Here is a 13,645-nt window from a genome sequence, read left to right as displayed (position 1 = left end):
GTCGAGTAGCGATGGATAGCCGCTGGTTACTGATCTTTGCTGATACGCTCCTGATCCTGCACACGATGCTGGTAGTTTTTGTCATCCTTGGGCTGGTGGCAACCTTTGCCGGCTATTTCTGCCAGTGGCGCTGGGTTCGCAATTTCTGGTTCCGTCTCAGCCACCTGATTGTGATTGGTGTAGTGGTTCTGCAATCCTGGCTCGGTGTGCTATGCCCGCTTACGACCTGGGAAATGGCGCTTCGGGCAAAGGCCGGGGAGGCGGGCTATGAGGGATCGTTTATCCAGCACTGGCTGCAGTCCATTCTGTATTACAGTGCGCCGGACTGGGTGTTTATTCTGGCCTACACGGTTTTCGGAGCGCTCGTCCTGGCCAGCTGGTTTGTGGTCAGGCCCGAGCGGTGAAAAACAGGCAGGATTATTTCTTGAAAAATGTCAGAAAAGCGCCGGCTGCAGCCGCGGCCGCCCCGCCGATCAGATACCACATGGTCTGGTCTGTAAAACGCCCCGTGACCGTTTCGGACAACTGGTTCCCCAGTGACTGGGTTGATTGGTAGCCGAAATACAGCAGGCCGACGCCAACCACGAGCAAAACGATACCGACCAGCTTTGAACTTCCCATTGAATTCTCCTTCAGATTGAGGCCGCCATTCAGCGAGCCTTGGATTCAGGGAAGCTTGCCATCCCAGTGCGGGTTTTCCAACAGCTGTTTCAATCGATCGACATTGCTCTTCTCATGATGATTCTGGTTTTCTGGCGATCAGGAAGTAAACGTCTTTTGAGGTTTCGGGCACCCACCGATAATCAATCTGGAATCCGGCGCACTCCAGATGCGTCTCCAGCTGACAACGGGACAAGAAATTTACATAGGGCGCGAGTCGCAGACTTCGGGCCAGGGAAGCGACTGGTTTCAAATAGGGGCAAGTATCTTGAAGGCAGGCGGTGTTGCTGATGAACACTCCGCCAGGTTTCAACATACTGAAAACCCGTTGTATCGCAACTTCGGGGTGTCGGAGGAGGTGCAGGATGTTCAACCCCAGGATCGCGTCGAACGCTTGCTGCCGATGTTGCATATCCTCAAGTGTGGCAACCACAAAGCGAAGGTTGTCGGCGTCTTTTCCTGCCTTTCGCTCTCGGGCGATGTCTATCATTCGGGAGGAGGCATCGGTTGCCAGGTAGCTGCGTACTCTGGGCGCGTGAATGAGGGCCGTTGATCCCGTACCACAGCCGAACTCCAGAACATCCATTTCCGGATTGAGATATTTCTGGGTCAGGGCGATCTTTCTCAGATAGGCGTTCTGGTCCGCGATCGGACGGCGGGCGTATCGAGCAGCGCTGCGGTTCCAGAAACGGATGGATGAATTCATGAGTTCGTCTCTCAGGGCGGTTGATTTAATTCCGGGAACAGATTCTATCTCTTCACTTCTGTTGGTAGTATCGACAGAAATTTATTGCAGATATGCATATTTGAATGAATTGGCGAACCGTTAACTTCGATTGGAACCGAGCCCGTGCGTTCCTGGTGACAGCCGAGGAAGGATCCCTCTCTGCTGCAGCAAAGGCTCTGGGGGTTTCGCAGCCGACCCTCGGAAGGCAGGTTGCGGCGTTGGAAGAGGAACTTTCTACGGCGCTGTTTGAGCGGGGAGGTCGTGGGCTGGAATTGACTCGGAATGGCCTCGAACTGCTTGCCTATGTCCGAGCGATGGGAGAGGCCGCAAGCAGCCTCTCACTTGCGGCAACGGGTCAGGCGAAGTCCATTGAGGGCGAGATTGCAATTTCGGCATCTGAAATCACCGCCGCTTACATTCTGCCTCCTATTCTTCAAAGGCTCCGGTACCAGTATCCCGGAGTACGTATCAACCTTGTTGCCTCCAATGAGGCCAGCGATCTTCGCCGCCGTGCTGCGGACATTGCCATCCGGAACTTTCGACCCACAGAACCCGATCTGATTGCCCGCAAGGTGGGGGAATTCTCCGCGACTCTCTACGCCAGACCCGAAATCCTGGCTGATCTGCCATCGCCGTTGACCGACGATCTTTGTAAGGCTCCATTTATAGGCTTTCTTTCAAACAATGAGAGATACGTGGGAGCCCTGGCGCAGCGTGGCCTCAAGCTGCGGGAAGAGCAATTCGTTGCCAGGACGGACAGCCATCTGGTGCATTGGCAAATGGCTCGGACGGGTATCGGTATTGGCATGATGCCCGTTGAGTTGGGTGATGCAGAGCCTGAAGTAGAGAGAGTCTTCGAGGATAGGGTTTTTGGCAGCGATGTCTGGCTGGTATCACATCGGGAACTCAGGATGAACCTTCGGGTTCGGACGGTTTTCGATTTTCTGGCCGCTGAGCTTTCCGAGTATTTTGAACCACAAAAATAATCGATTGGGGCGGTTGGCCCTCGTTCGCAGGTTCCCTGATTTCTCCCAACGTCAATCCGGATGTCCTGAACAGATTGAGCCAACCGGCGAGCGTTCGGAAGTACCAGGGAGCCGGATCGCCGAAATCGCCGGGAAGGCCAGCCCAGGTTCCAGGCTTCCAGCCAGTGGCGTATTCTCCTTCATGGAAAAAGGCGACAGGGTGGAGAGTCTGGATGACGCACGCACAACCGGGATTGAGAAGTTTGGGCAGGGCCTTGAGAAACGCGTTCACCGAGGTGTCTCCCAGCAAGGCAAAGTTGTTCACAACAAGATCAAACGTGCCCAGATCGGCATTTTCCAGTTGTTCGTAGTTGAGGGCCCTGAAGTTTTCCTCTCCCTGTTGCCGGGCGTATTCGATCAATTCCGGCACGGCATCTGTTCCGGTACCTCGGTAGCCAAGGCGCGTTACTTCTCTGATCAACCAGCCCTCGCCACATCCTGCGTCGAGAATTGAGCCACCCGAGGGGGCGTAATCTTCGATCACTCTTAAAACACTGCTGCTGGAGAGATTGCCCGGCGCTCGAATGCCCGCTTGTTCCACGGCCCTGATCCAGGGCGAGGCATTTGATTTCCATGCGGTAAGAATCTGTTTTTCGTACTTTGATGTCATGGTTTGGTGAGCCCCGATCGCAGGGTGTTGACGCATTCTCTGATCTCGCGCTCGTTGGCGCTCGCAAATCCCATTACGAGGCCGGTTCTGGAGGAATCTCCCAGAAAGTGCGCGCTCAGCGGTGTACTGCCAAATCCCCTGGCTTTCAACCATTGGCTGAGCGCCAGGTCGTCAAAATCTCCTTCAAGTACCAGGTGCATCCCCGCGCTTTCCGCCACCGGTTGAGCAAGTCCGCCGAGCTTTTTCGTAACCTCGCTCTGGAAGAGTTGCCATTTGTCCCGGTACAGCTGACGCATTCGCCGCAGATGGCGTGTGAACTGACCACTCTCAATGAATTCGGCGATGGTTGCCTGGACAAGAAGAGGGGTCTCTCCACCGCTAATCTGCTTAGCCCAGAGCAAGGGCTCGACCACCGCCTCCGGGACCACCAGATAGCCCACCCGTAATGCCGGCAGCAGAGTTTTGCTGAAACTGCCCATGTAGAGCACGGGTGCATTCTCGAACAGGCCCTGGATGGCGGCGAAGGGTTTGTTGTAGAAGTGGAACTCGCTGTCGTAGTCGTCCTCGATGATCCAGCATCCGTTTTGCTGGGCCCATTGCACCAGAGCCATTCGCTGGGAAAGGTCGAGGATGCCGCCCATGGGGTATTGGTGAGTGGGCGTGCAGAACAGGAGCCTGGCCCTGGCAGGTTCAAGGCCCTGCAACGCTTCCACATCCAGGACGTGGTTCCTGAGGGGGATTGGAATCGCGGGATTGCCCAGCCGGCCCAGCGCGTTCCGGGCGCCCCGGTATCCCGGATTTTCACACAGGATACTGTCGCCCCGTTGCAGGAAAACGTCGGCAATAAGCGAGAGCGCTTGCTGCGCGCCATTGGTGATTATGACTTGGTGTTCTTCGCAGCGAACACCGCGGGAGGTTCTCAGGTAGGCGGCGATGGCGTGTCTCAGGGGCTGATACCCCTGGATGCTGTCATAGCCCCGGAGAGACCGGCGGCTTTCCTGATGGTGCATGATCCGGTTCCAGCTGCGGATGGGAAACGCATCCAGGTCTGGCAAGCCCGGCTGGAATGGCAAATTGGCGTCTTCAACAGGCTTCGGTGTTCCCGCTGGAAGTGCCGGCAGCGGTGGAAAGTTCATGGAAACGCCACCGGGTTTCTTCAGGCCCGGTCCTGCGGGGTTTATCGCTGATTTGATGTCTTCATGGACAAAGATACCCTTGCCCGCTCGGCTTTGAAGAAAGCCCTCTGCCTTGAGCTGCTCATAAACGGCGTTCACCGTATTGCGGCTGATGCCAAGATCCTTCGCCATCTGGCGGCTGGGCGGAAGCTGGCGCCCGGGTGGGTAGCGCTGGTCGAGTATCCGTTCGGACAACCGTTGATACAGCTGATGCTGCAGCGGATGCGCGCTGTCCAGGCGAATATCATCAATCACATCAACTGGTCCTATCAAAAGTCACAATCTGGATCTTTAAATGGTATCAGAAGTGCCTTTCAATAGAAGTACATTTTGTGAAGTGCAAGACCGGAAAGGAGCTTCTGATGACAACGACTGATTTGGCCGGGCCCAACGCCTCCCCGCTGACTTCCTGTCCACGCAGCAGGGTGCAGAGGGCGGTAAAGCGAGCCAGCTATGACAGGGAAACAGCCTACCGGCTGATTGATCGGCTCAAAACGGCGCATCTCGGATTTGTGGAAGATGGCGAGCCTCGCATCATTCCGATCACGGCCTGGCGACTGGGCGACGACCTCTATGTGCACACGCTTAATGGTGGACGATTGTCCCGGCGTCTGGAATCGGGCGTATTGCTCTGCATTTCCTTCGCCGTGACAAATGAATGGGTGATGACAAAATCGGCGTTCAACCACAGTGCCAACTACGAGTCATTGGTGTTGTATGGCCATGCTGTGCCGGTCACGGACCATGCCGCCTTTGATGCCGCGTTCCGTGCCATCATCAACCAGATCGAGCCAGGGCGGTGGGAGCAGGTAAGGGCGCCGAACAACAAGGAAAGAAAGGCAACGGCGCTGTTCCGGATCCCAATTGATGAGGGAGCCTTCAAAAGCCGGACTGGCGGTCCGAATGACGATCCGGAGGATCTGGGGTTGCCGGTGTGGCATGGGACCCTGCCTGCCGGGGGCTGATTTTGATAGTGCCCGGCGGTGAGAGCCTTCATAGACTACCTGGCTGAGTGCTACTCTGAGATCAGGAAGAACTGAGTGTTTGTCTCATCAAAAGGTTTCCGATGTCTGAAGATCCCCTGAAAACCCTGTCCGACCTTGCCAGCGATGCCCATGCCCGCATCCAGGCAACCCATCAGCACATCAATCCGGTGGTAGAGGTGCGCCGTGGTATGCGTGATGCCGGCATACCGGCGGATGTGATGACCATTGACTGCCTGCGTACCCGCCGAAGGATTACGCTGATCCTTCACGATGAACAGCCGGGCACTCTTCTGTACCAGTTCGTGACCATTGAAGACGAAGTGGGGAACGACTTTCAGCAGATGGCGCTCAACGACATGACAACCACCAAACTGTTCGAGTGGATTCAGGAGTATTTTGGCTAATTTGCACAGATCCGGGCCCACCCTGAAGTAAACTTGGAGTAACCAATAACAATAGACCGACAAGGTTTCCCCATATGCCACTACCCCGAAAGCTTCTTTTCGCTCCTTTGCTGGGCATTACCCTGGTCATGACGGGTTGCGATTCCGGTCCTGATTCTTCCGCAGCCAACAGCGCCGGACACACTGCGCCGACCGCCACGACCGAGCAGGCCAATCGGGATGTGTTGGACCAGCGACCCTTCGATAACCGTGACGATTTCGAGAACGCGCGACGCGGACTGATTGCCCAGGACCCTGAACTGGTCATTGATCATCTGGAAGGCGGTGAAGTCTGGAACATGCCGGCCTACGGATTTATCGACGAGGATGGAGAAAGCGCCCCGGCCTCGGTCAATCCAAGCCTCTGGCGCCAGGCTGCCCTCAACAACATTCACGGGTTGTTCAAGGTCACCGACGGGCTCTACCAGATCCGGGGTTACGACCTGGCGAACATGTCGATCATCGAAGGCGAAACCGGGTGGATCCTGGTGGATCCTCTGACCGCCCGGGAGACCGCCAGCAAAGCCTTCCTGTTTGCTCGAGAACATCTGGGCGAAAAGCCGGTGCGGGCGATTCTCTTTACCCACAGCCACATTGATCACTTTGGCGGCGTGCAGGGCATTCTCCAGCACCTTTCGGACGAGGAAAAAACCAACCTGCGGATTATCGCGCCAGAGGGCTTTGAGGAGGAGGCAACCAGCGAGAACATCATCGCCGGCCCTGCCATGACACGCCGGGCCATGTTCATGTATGGCAAGCGTCTGGATCGGGACGAACGCGGCCATGTAGGCACCGGTCTGGGCAAAGGCCCGGCTTTTGGCACCTTTGGCTTTGCCCCGGCGACGGATCTGATCAGCGAAACCGGTACGGAGCTGGAGGTGGACGGCGTTCCGATGATTTTCCAGATTGTCTCCGGTTCCGAAGCGCCTGCAGAGTTCACCTTCTACCTCCCCGAACAAAAGGCCTTTTGCGGTGCCGAGCTGGTCAGCCGCAATATGCACAACATCTACACCCTGAGGGGCGCCAAGGTTCGGGATGCCCGTCTATGGAGCAGCTTTATCGACGAAGCAAAGACTCTGTTTGCCGACGCCGATATCTACTTCGGCAGCCACCACTGGCCCCTGTGGGGGCAAGAGAATATCCAGGACTTCCTGGCTGTTCAGCGGGATACCTACAAGTTCATTCACGATCAGACGGTGCGTTTGATGAACCAGGGTGCGACGCCCCGGGAGATCGCCGATCAGCTCAAGCTACCGCCGGAGCTGAATCGGGCGTTCCATAACCAGGGGTACTACGGCACCGTGTCTCACAACACCAAAGCGGTGTATCAGCACTACCTGGGGTGGTTTACAGCGAACCCGGCTCAGCTAGACCCACTCCCGGAAAGTGATTCGGCCCAGCGTTATGTCCAGATGATGGGGGGCGCTGAAAAGGTTCTGGAAAGAGCCCGCGAGGATTTCGAGGCGGCCTCTGCCATGGGGGCTAGCGAAGGGCGCGACACCTACCGGTGGCTGGCGGAATTGCTCAATCAGGTGGTCTTTGCCGAGCCGGGGAATGACGATGCAAAACAGCTTCTGGCCAACGTCTATGACCAGCTTGGCTATCAGGCGGAATCCGCCCCCTGGCGGGACTTCTACCTGACGGGGGCATACGAGCTGCGCCATGGTTCGCCGGAAGAGGGCATCAAACCGGCGATGATGAGAGAAGTGCTGCTGAACACGCCGGTATCCCTGTTCTTCGACAGCATGGCGGTGCGGCTGAAGGCCGAAGACGCAGAAGGGGAGAGCGCCGTCATCAAGATTACCTTCACGGATCTCAAGGAAAGTTATCTGCTGACTCTGAAACATTCCGTGCTTCACAACCGACTGGTTAATGAGGACACTCCCGCTGACGCCACATTGAATCTGACGCGGTCTTTGTTTGTGGATCTGTTGATCGGCCGTGCGGGGCTGAAGGAACTTCTGTTCAGCGACGAGATCAGCTTTGAGGGAAGCCGGCTCGACCTGATAGGCTTTTTCAGTATGCTGGACAAGCCTCAGGGCCGGTTCAATATCGTTACACCCTGATGAGTACTTTATGAAATCTGTTGCACTTCTCGATGGCGGCCTGGGCCAGGAAATCTACCGCAGGGCCATGAATGTTACGTCACTGCTCTGGTCAGTGGCGGTAATGAGGGAGCAGCCGGACGTGGTTACCGATGTCCATGCTGACTTTATCAGGGCCGGCGCCCGTACCCTGACACTGAACACCTATGCTGCAACGCCCACGCGACTGGCCAGAGAAGGCCTTGGTGACGAGATTGGTGCAATCCATCAACGGGCTTTCGAGGTGTTGGAGCGCGCCATCGCGTTAACGGGTGCCGACGTTGATATCGCCGGCTGCCTGCCGCCCTTGGTCGGAAGCTATCGGAGCCAGCCTGACCGTACGTTCGAGGATCTGAAATCGGAATTCGACATCCTCGTTAAACTGCAGAGTGGGGCGGACGTCTTCCTCATCGAAACCATGACCAACTCGCTGGAGGCGAAAGCCGCCTGTGCTGCCGCCAGTGAATCAGGCAAACCCTTTGGAGTGGCATTCAGACTGGAAGCAGATGGCAAGCTCCGGTCAGGGGAGGCCCTCCCCGAGGCTGTTGAAGCGGTGAGGGCGTCAGGGCCAACGGCGATTATGCTCAATTGCTGCGACCCGGAAGTGATTTCGCAGGCAATGGCTGAACTGGCCGGCCTTTACCCCTGCACGGGTGGCTACGCAAACGCGTTCAAAACAGTTGAGCCAATGGCCGGCGGAGCGCTGGTGGATGAACTGGAAGCCAGGCAGGACGTGTCACCCGGGGTGTATGGGCTTCAGGTGAAACAGTGGTTGGATGACGGCGCAGGTGTTGTTGGCGGCTGCTGTGAAATCACGCCCGAGCACATCAGCCATCTGGCCGATGTGCTGACAGGCGAGTATAACCTGATACGGTTCTCGGAATTGCCGCGCGCTTAGCCTGCGAGCCGAGGAGTTTTGGCTCTGCGCGCTTCCACAGCACGTCTGGAACGACGTGCCTCGATGTATTGCATTGCATCGTTCCGGATGGGAAGGTGCAAGGCGCCTTCCAGATCATGGCGGTCGTAGCCAAGATCCGAAAGCGTATCATCTTTTTCTTTCAGCAATGACTCTGCCATACGGCGGAATTGCTGGCGTCTGGAATATCCCTCAATCCAGGAGGTGATCGGCTGCATTGCGGAGTGTGCCTGATGCTCTGTGCTCTTCAACATGTCTACGGCCCCGACTGTTGGTAAATGACTTGCAGCAGCTCGTTTGGAGACGTCTTGTAACTCGCCTACGGGTGCCTACAGCCGCTATTCTGGTATTCTCTCTGCCTTCAATCAAACGAAAAGAATTTAAGATCTTGTTCAGTTATGCTTAAAGCAGTTGCCGGCCATAAATCTATCCGTAGGGTCCGCCCATGAACATGCCTCTGCTTGATAACGATGTGCTCCGGAGTTTCGTTGCCATTGCGGAACATGGCACGTTTACCAGTGCCGCCAAAGCCGTTCACCGAACACCTTCCGCCCTGAGCATGCAGATCAAACAGCTTGAGCGGAACCTCGGGAAAACCCTGTTTGTTCGCGAACCCAGGCGCGTCACGTTGACGGCAGAAGGTGAGGTTCTTCTTGATTATGGGCGCCGATTGCTGCGCCTGAATGAAGAGGCCGTGCAGTATTTCGTTTCGCCAACCCTTGAGGGGAAAGTGGGTATTGGCACGTCTGACGATGTGGGTACCCGGATTCTGCCGGAAGTTCTGGCAGAATTTGCCAGATCCTATCCCGCCGTGCTGGTGGATGTCGTCGTTGGTTCGAGCAAACAGAATCTCGCTCGCCTGGACGCCGGGGAACTGGATATGACCCTGGTAACTGTGGCCGATGAGGGGCGTATTCCCCGCGGTGAGGTGGTGCACGAGGAACCGCTGGTCTGGGCCGGGCGGGAAGGGTCATCAGCCTTCCAGCGTTCGCCCCTGCCAATTGCCATGGCCCATGAGGGATGTGCCTGGCGGCGTATGACCCTTCGGACACTGGACAAGGCGGGTATACCTTACAGGATTGCCTACACCTGTGAGCATTGTTCCGGTCAGGAGGCCGCTATGCTGGCGGATCTCGCCGTGGCCCCGTTTCCGCAAAGCCTGATTCGCCCGCCTCTGAAAGAGGTTGCCGGTGATAGCCTGCCGGAAATCGGCTTCTATCAGTTGGCGTTGGTGCGCCGGGGTTCAAATCCCCTTAATGATGCGCTTGCCTCGCATGTCAAAGAGGCATTCCTCGGTCTACGCTAAACGGAGCTGCAGGTAATAGTATTGCGCATATCCCCTAGCCGCCCGACTTTGAATCAAGGAAATAATCGATGACAGTTTATTTCGTCCAGGCCTTTATCTACCTGGTGGCAGCGGTCATCGCTGTGCCCCTTGCAAAACGCCTGGGGCTGGGCTCTATCCTCGGGTATCTCGTGGCCGGTGTGGTTATTGGTCCTGTCACGGGGCTGGTAGGGCAGGAAGCCAATACCATTCAGCATTTTGCCGAGTTTGGTGTGGTCATGATGCTCTTCCTGGTGGGTATGGAACTCGACCCCAGGGCGCTCTGGGCCATGCGTGTGCGCCTGGTCGGGCTGGGCGGGCTGCAGGTGGTGCTGACGGCGGCTGCAGGCATGGCAGTGGCCGCATGGTTGGGACTGCAGTGGCAGACAGCCATTGCGGTCGGTCTGATCTTTGCTCTGTCGTCCACGGCGATTGTTCTTCAAACCCTCAACGAAAAGGGATTGGTCAAAACCGAAGGTGGTCGCAGTGCTTTCTCCGTCTTGCTGTTTCAGGACATCGCTGTTATTCCGATGCTCGCCCTTATCCCCTTGCTGGCCCTGCCGGAACTCATGGACGCCACGGCAGGTTCCGACGCCCAGCAAGGTCACCTCAGCATGGTCGATAGTCTCTCGGGATGGGCTCATGGGCTGGTTGTGGTGGCGGCCGTTGGTGCCGTGATTGTTGGCGGCCATTATCTGAGCCGGCCCTTGTTTCGTTATGTGGTGCAGTCGGGCTTGCGTGAAGTATTCACCGCCACGGCGCTGATGCTGGTCATCGGGATTGCGGCCCTGATGAGTCTGGTAAATCTGTCCCCGGCGCTTGGGGCCTTCTTGGCTGGTGTCGTTCTGGCTAACAGTGAATTCCGGCATGAGCTGGAAGCGAACATCGAACCGTTCAAGGGACTGTTGCTGGGCCTGTTCTTCATCACCGTTGGCGCGGGCATCAACTTCGATGTGTTGTCCGAGCAATGGAGTACGGTGGTGTCACTTGCGGTTGCGGTGATCGCAGTCAAGGCCGCGATTCTGCTCGGCCTGGCGTTGCTGTTCCGGGTTCATGGCAGTAATGGCTGGCTGTTTACGTTGTCCCTGGCACAGGCCGGTGAGTTTGGCTTTGTGCTTCTGACCTACAGTGTCCAGAACAACGTGATTCCCATGGAAACGTCACAGGTCCTCTCACTGGTGGTGGCGCTGTCGATGTTCCTGACGCCGTTGCTGTTTATCGTGTACGACCGGATTGTGTTGCCCCGTTATCGTCGTTCACAAAACGACGAGCGCGAGGCGGATACCATCGATGAACAGGCGCCGGTTATCGTCGCTGGTGTTGGTCGTTTCGGCCAGATTGTCTGCCGGCTATTGCGGGCCAATAATGTTCCCATCGTTGCATTGGACCATGAGATCGAACAGATCGAGAACCTACGGCAGATCAATATCAAAAGTTTTTTCGGGGATTCGAGTCGCCCGGATTTGCTGGAAACCGCAGGCATCGAACAGGCCCGGCTGCTGGTCGTGGCGATCGACGACCGTGACCGTTCGGTGCAGATGGTGGAGCATGTGAAGCAGTTCTTCCCCGGTGTCTGGGTGCTGGCCCGCGCTTTCGACAGAGGCCACGGATACCGACTGCGCGAGGCCGGGGCCGATGATGTGGTGAGTGAAACCTATCATCCGGCACTTGAGCTCGGTGGTCATGCCCTGACCGCCATGGGTGTGCACCCGATGCGTGCCCGTCAGATGACCTGGGCCTTCCTCGACAATGAAAAAGCCCACGAGGATGAGCTGTTCGACGCCTGGAAGGAAATCGAGGAGGGCATCCGGTTCAGCCCCCGCTACGGTGAGTTATTCATGAAGCTGGAAGAAGCACTCAGCAGTGCCATGCAGAGTGATTGGGATGAGCCAAAGCAGGAGGATGTCCCTGTCTGGAGACCGCCTGAACGCTGACATGGAGGCATCGCTGGGCTAAATTATTGTCTGGGCGCCTCGTGAGGTCAGTATGGTTTCCAGGAAAACGCTCGTTGTCTCGGGAATGGTTTTTGCCGGATCCTGCCTGGCCGCCGAATCGGACCAGGGCGATTGTATTGCCAGCAGTATCCAGCCGGAAGCCATTGATCTGGACAAGCCGAGAGATCAGCTGGCCCGCCAGAGCGATCTGGTGATTCCCGAGGATGCACGCATCGCCAGCATCCGAGTTCTTCGCCGTCCCATCTTTGATACCACCGACCCTGAGCAGGACAACGCGCTCTATCGAACTCTGAACGCGCTCAACACGCCTACCTGGGAGTCCGCCCTGCGTGCCCAGTTGGTGTTTGAAGAAGGAGATGTCTTCAAGCCCGAGCTTATCTCCGAATCCGAGCGGGTGCTGCGCCAGCGTGAGTATTTGACCGCTGCCTGGGTAGGCGTAACCCGGGTTTGTGGCAACGAGGTTGAGGTAAGCGTGCTTACCAGGGATACCTGGACATTGTTCCCGAGCGTTGGGGTATCCCGATCCGGGGGCGAAAATACCACCAACTTCGGGTTGTCTGATCCCAATTTTGCCGGGTCAGGCAAGAGCCTCGGCATCGGCTATGCGAAGGACCCGGACCGCACCGAAACCAGTCTGTATTTTGATGACCCGAACGTACTGGGTTCGCATTGGCAGGCGGGGTTCTCGTTCGATGAGAGAAGCGACGGCCGGGGCCGAGGCGCCTACCTTGAGAGGCCTTTCTTCAGCGAGACCACCAACTGGCGTTTTGGGTTGAGCGGCATCGATGACGTAAGGGAAGAATCCCGCTATGTCGGCGCAGAGGCTATTGCCGATTATCGGCGCAGCCAGGAGTTCTTCAGTATCGATGGAGGCAAGCGCCTGGCCGAGAGGAACGATCGGCAACTGCGGCTGCTCGCCGGCTACCGCTACAATGCACTCATGTTCGACCGTTTGCCCAACGAACCCGATCTCGACATTCTCCCGGAAGACAGGACCCTGAGTTACCCCTGGATTGGCTTTGATTACCGCCAGAACCGTTTCCGTGAAATGACCAACCTGACCCGGCTCCAGCGGGTGGAAGATGTGCGGGACGGTTTCGTTTGGCGGACCGAGCTGGGCTACTCGGGCAGCGGGTTGGGTGCCACGGAAGATCGGGTGGTTCTCAACATGGATTTCCAGGATGCGCTGCATGCCTCGGAGACCAACTACGCCAGCTATTCCCTCAGCCAGAGCGGCACCTACCGTCTCGACGAAGATCGGGTGGAAAACCTGCTGGGCACAGTGAGCGTTCAGTACTTCCATGGCGGCTCGGAGCGCTGGAACAGCTGGTACACCAATCTCGCGTTCACCGCAGCACACAATCTGACAGCCGATCAGCAACTGCTGATTGGCGGGGAGAACGGCCTGCGTGGCTATCCCAGCGAATACCAGCAGGGTGACCGCAGGCTGCTATGGACCCTGGAGCGGCGCTATTTCCCGGACTGGCATCCGTTCAAGCTGTTTCGGGTTGGTGGTGTAATCTTCACCGACGTCGGCCGGGCCTGGTTCACTGACGAACGGAACAGTGGGCCGGACGAAGGTGTTCTGAAGGATGTTGGCTTCGGCATGCGGCTGGCGTCCAGCCGCATTGAGGTGCAGCGTATGCTGCACCTCGACTTCGCCTTTCCCCTGGATGGCGACGACAGTATTGATGATTTTCAGGTTCTGTTGCGGGGCAGAAGCCAATTCTAGAGCCCCCG

At 57.1% G+C, this 13,645-nt stretch carries 14 protein-coding genes; 9 read left to right on the top strand and 5 right to left on the bottom strand.

Translation table 11 applies throughout. From position 1 onward, the window contains the following. The first annotated feature begins 11 nt into the window (after positions 1-11). Positions 12-404 carry a DUF2784 domain-containing protein gene (locus tag AC13E3_RS02910; protein WP_062781449.1) on the top strand — a complete coding sequence of 131 codons (393 nt, stop codon included), beginning with the start codon at positions 12-14 and terminating at the stop codon, positions 402-404. A gap of 13 nt (positions 405-417) precedes the next feature. Here the strand turns inward: AC13E3_RS02910 and AC13E3_RS02905 are convergent, their stop codons facing one another. Together AC13E3_RS02905 and AC13E3_RS02900 are read right to left on the bottom strand one after the other, a co-directional pair. Next, the gene (locus AC13E3_RS02905; RefSeq protein ID WP_014578027.1) at positions 418-621 is read right to left on the bottom strand and encodes a DUF3185 family protein; all 204 of its coding nucleotides are present in this window, start codon (positions 619-621) and stop codon (positions 418-420) included. 112 nt (positions 622-733) lie between these two features. Then, a complete protein-coding gene (locus tag AC13E3_RS02900; protein ID WP_014578026.1) occupies positions 734-1,366 on the bottom strand; it encodes a class I SAM-dependent methyltransferase in 633 nt (210 codons plus the stop codon). 104 nt (positions 1,367-1,470) lie between these two features. Between AC13E3_RS02900 and AC13E3_RS02895 the strand changes: the two genes are divergently transcribed. Beyond that, positions 1,471-2,373, top strand: coding sequence for a LysR family transcriptional regulator (locus AC13E3_RS02895; RefSeq protein WP_482901686.1), 903 nt, complete (start codon positions 1,471-1,473; stop codon positions 2,371-2,373). Here the strand turns inward: AC13E3_RS02895 and AC13E3_RS02890 are convergent. Together AC13E3_RS02890 and pdxR are read right to left on the bottom strand one after the other, a co-directional pair. Continuing rightward, complete coding sequence (locus AC13E3_RS02890) at positions 2,294-3,022, bottom strand: class I SAM-dependent methyltransferase (RefSeq protein WP_414673561.1); 729 nt, start codon at positions 3,020-3,022, stop codon at positions 2,294-2,296. The two genes, AC13E3_RS02895 and AC13E3_RS02890, sit on opposite strands and share 80 nt — an antisense overlap. Next, positions 3,019-4,452, bottom strand: coding sequence for a MocR-like pyridoxine biosynthesis transcription factor PdxR (pdxR, locus tag AC13E3_RS02885; RefSeq protein WP_273156133.1), 1,434 nt, complete (start codon positions 4,450-4,452; stop codon positions 3,019-3,021). The genes AC13E3_RS02890 and pdxR overlap by 4 nt, the downstream gene beginning before the upstream one ends. A gap of 107 nt (positions 4,453-4,559) precedes the next feature. Here pdxR and AC13E3_RS02880 point away from each other — a divergent pair, with 107 nt between their 5' ends. The 4 genes from AC13E3_RS02880 (at position 4,560) to AC13E3_RS02865 (ending at position 8,608) form a co-directional block, all read left to right on the top strand. Continuing rightward, a complete protein-coding gene (locus tag AC13E3_RS02880) occupies positions 4,560-5,162 on the top strand; it encodes a pyridoxamine 5'-phosphate oxidase family protein (RefSeq protein WP_273156130.1) in 603 nt (200 codons plus the stop codon). A 101-nt stretch (positions 5,163-5,263) separates the two neighbouring features. Further along, positions 5,264-5,587, top strand: coding sequence for a hypothetical protein (locus AC13E3_RS02875; RefSeq protein WP_062781459.1), 324 nt, complete (start codon positions 5,264-5,266; stop codon positions 5,585-5,587). 74 nt (positions 5,588-5,661) lie between these two features. Then, positions 5,662-7,692, top strand: coding sequence for an alkyl/aryl-sulfatase (locus AC13E3_RS02870; protein ID WP_482901685.1), 2,031 nt, complete (start codon positions 5,662-5,664; stop codon positions 7,690-7,692). Positions 7,693-7,702: 10 nt separating this feature from the next. After that, positions 7,703-8,608 carry a homocysteine S-methyltransferase family protein gene (locus tag AC13E3_RS02865; RefSeq protein ID WP_482901684.1) on the top strand — a complete coding sequence of 302 codons (906 nt, stop codon included), beginning with the start codon at positions 7,703-7,705 and terminating at the stop codon, positions 8,606-8,608. On the opposite strand, the gene AC13E3_RS02860 is transcribed toward AC13E3_RS02865, so the two are convergent. Continuing rightward, entirely contained in the window at positions 8,605-8,880 is a 276-nt protein-coding gene (locus tag AC13E3_RS02860) for a hypothetical protein (protein ID WP_227519286.1), read from the bottom strand. The two genes, AC13E3_RS02865 and AC13E3_RS02860, sit on opposite strands and share 4 nt — an antisense overlap. A gap of 191 nt (positions 8,881-9,071) precedes the next feature. Between AC13E3_RS02860 and AC13E3_RS02855 the strand changes: the two genes are divergently transcribed. From AC13E3_RS02855 to AC13E3_RS02845, 3 genes are all read left to right on the top strand, one after another. Next, complete coding sequence (locus AC13E3_RS02855; RefSeq protein WP_482901683.1) at positions 9,072-9,932, top strand: LysR family transcriptional regulator; 861 nt, start codon at positions 9,072-9,074, stop codon at positions 9,930-9,932. A 68-nt stretch (positions 9,933-10,000) separates the two neighbouring features. Then, positions 10,001-11,884: a monovalent cation:proton antiporter-2 (CPA2) family protein gene (locus AC13E3_RS02850; protein WP_405416918.1), complete on the top strand. Its 1,884-nt coding sequence runs from the start codon at positions 10,001-10,003 to the stop codon at positions 11,882-11,884. 52 nt (positions 11,885-11,936) lie between these two features. Continuing rightward, complete coding sequence (locus tag AC13E3_RS02845; protein WP_405416916.1) at positions 11,937-13,637, top strand: BamA/TamA family outer membrane protein; 1,701 nt, start codon at positions 11,937-11,939, stop codon at positions 13,635-13,637. Positions 13,638-13,645: the final 8 nt, after the last annotated feature.

Source organism: Marinobacter sp. L-80, assembly GCF_056859395.1.
This window is presented reverse-complemented; position numbering and strand designations above follow the sequence as displayed.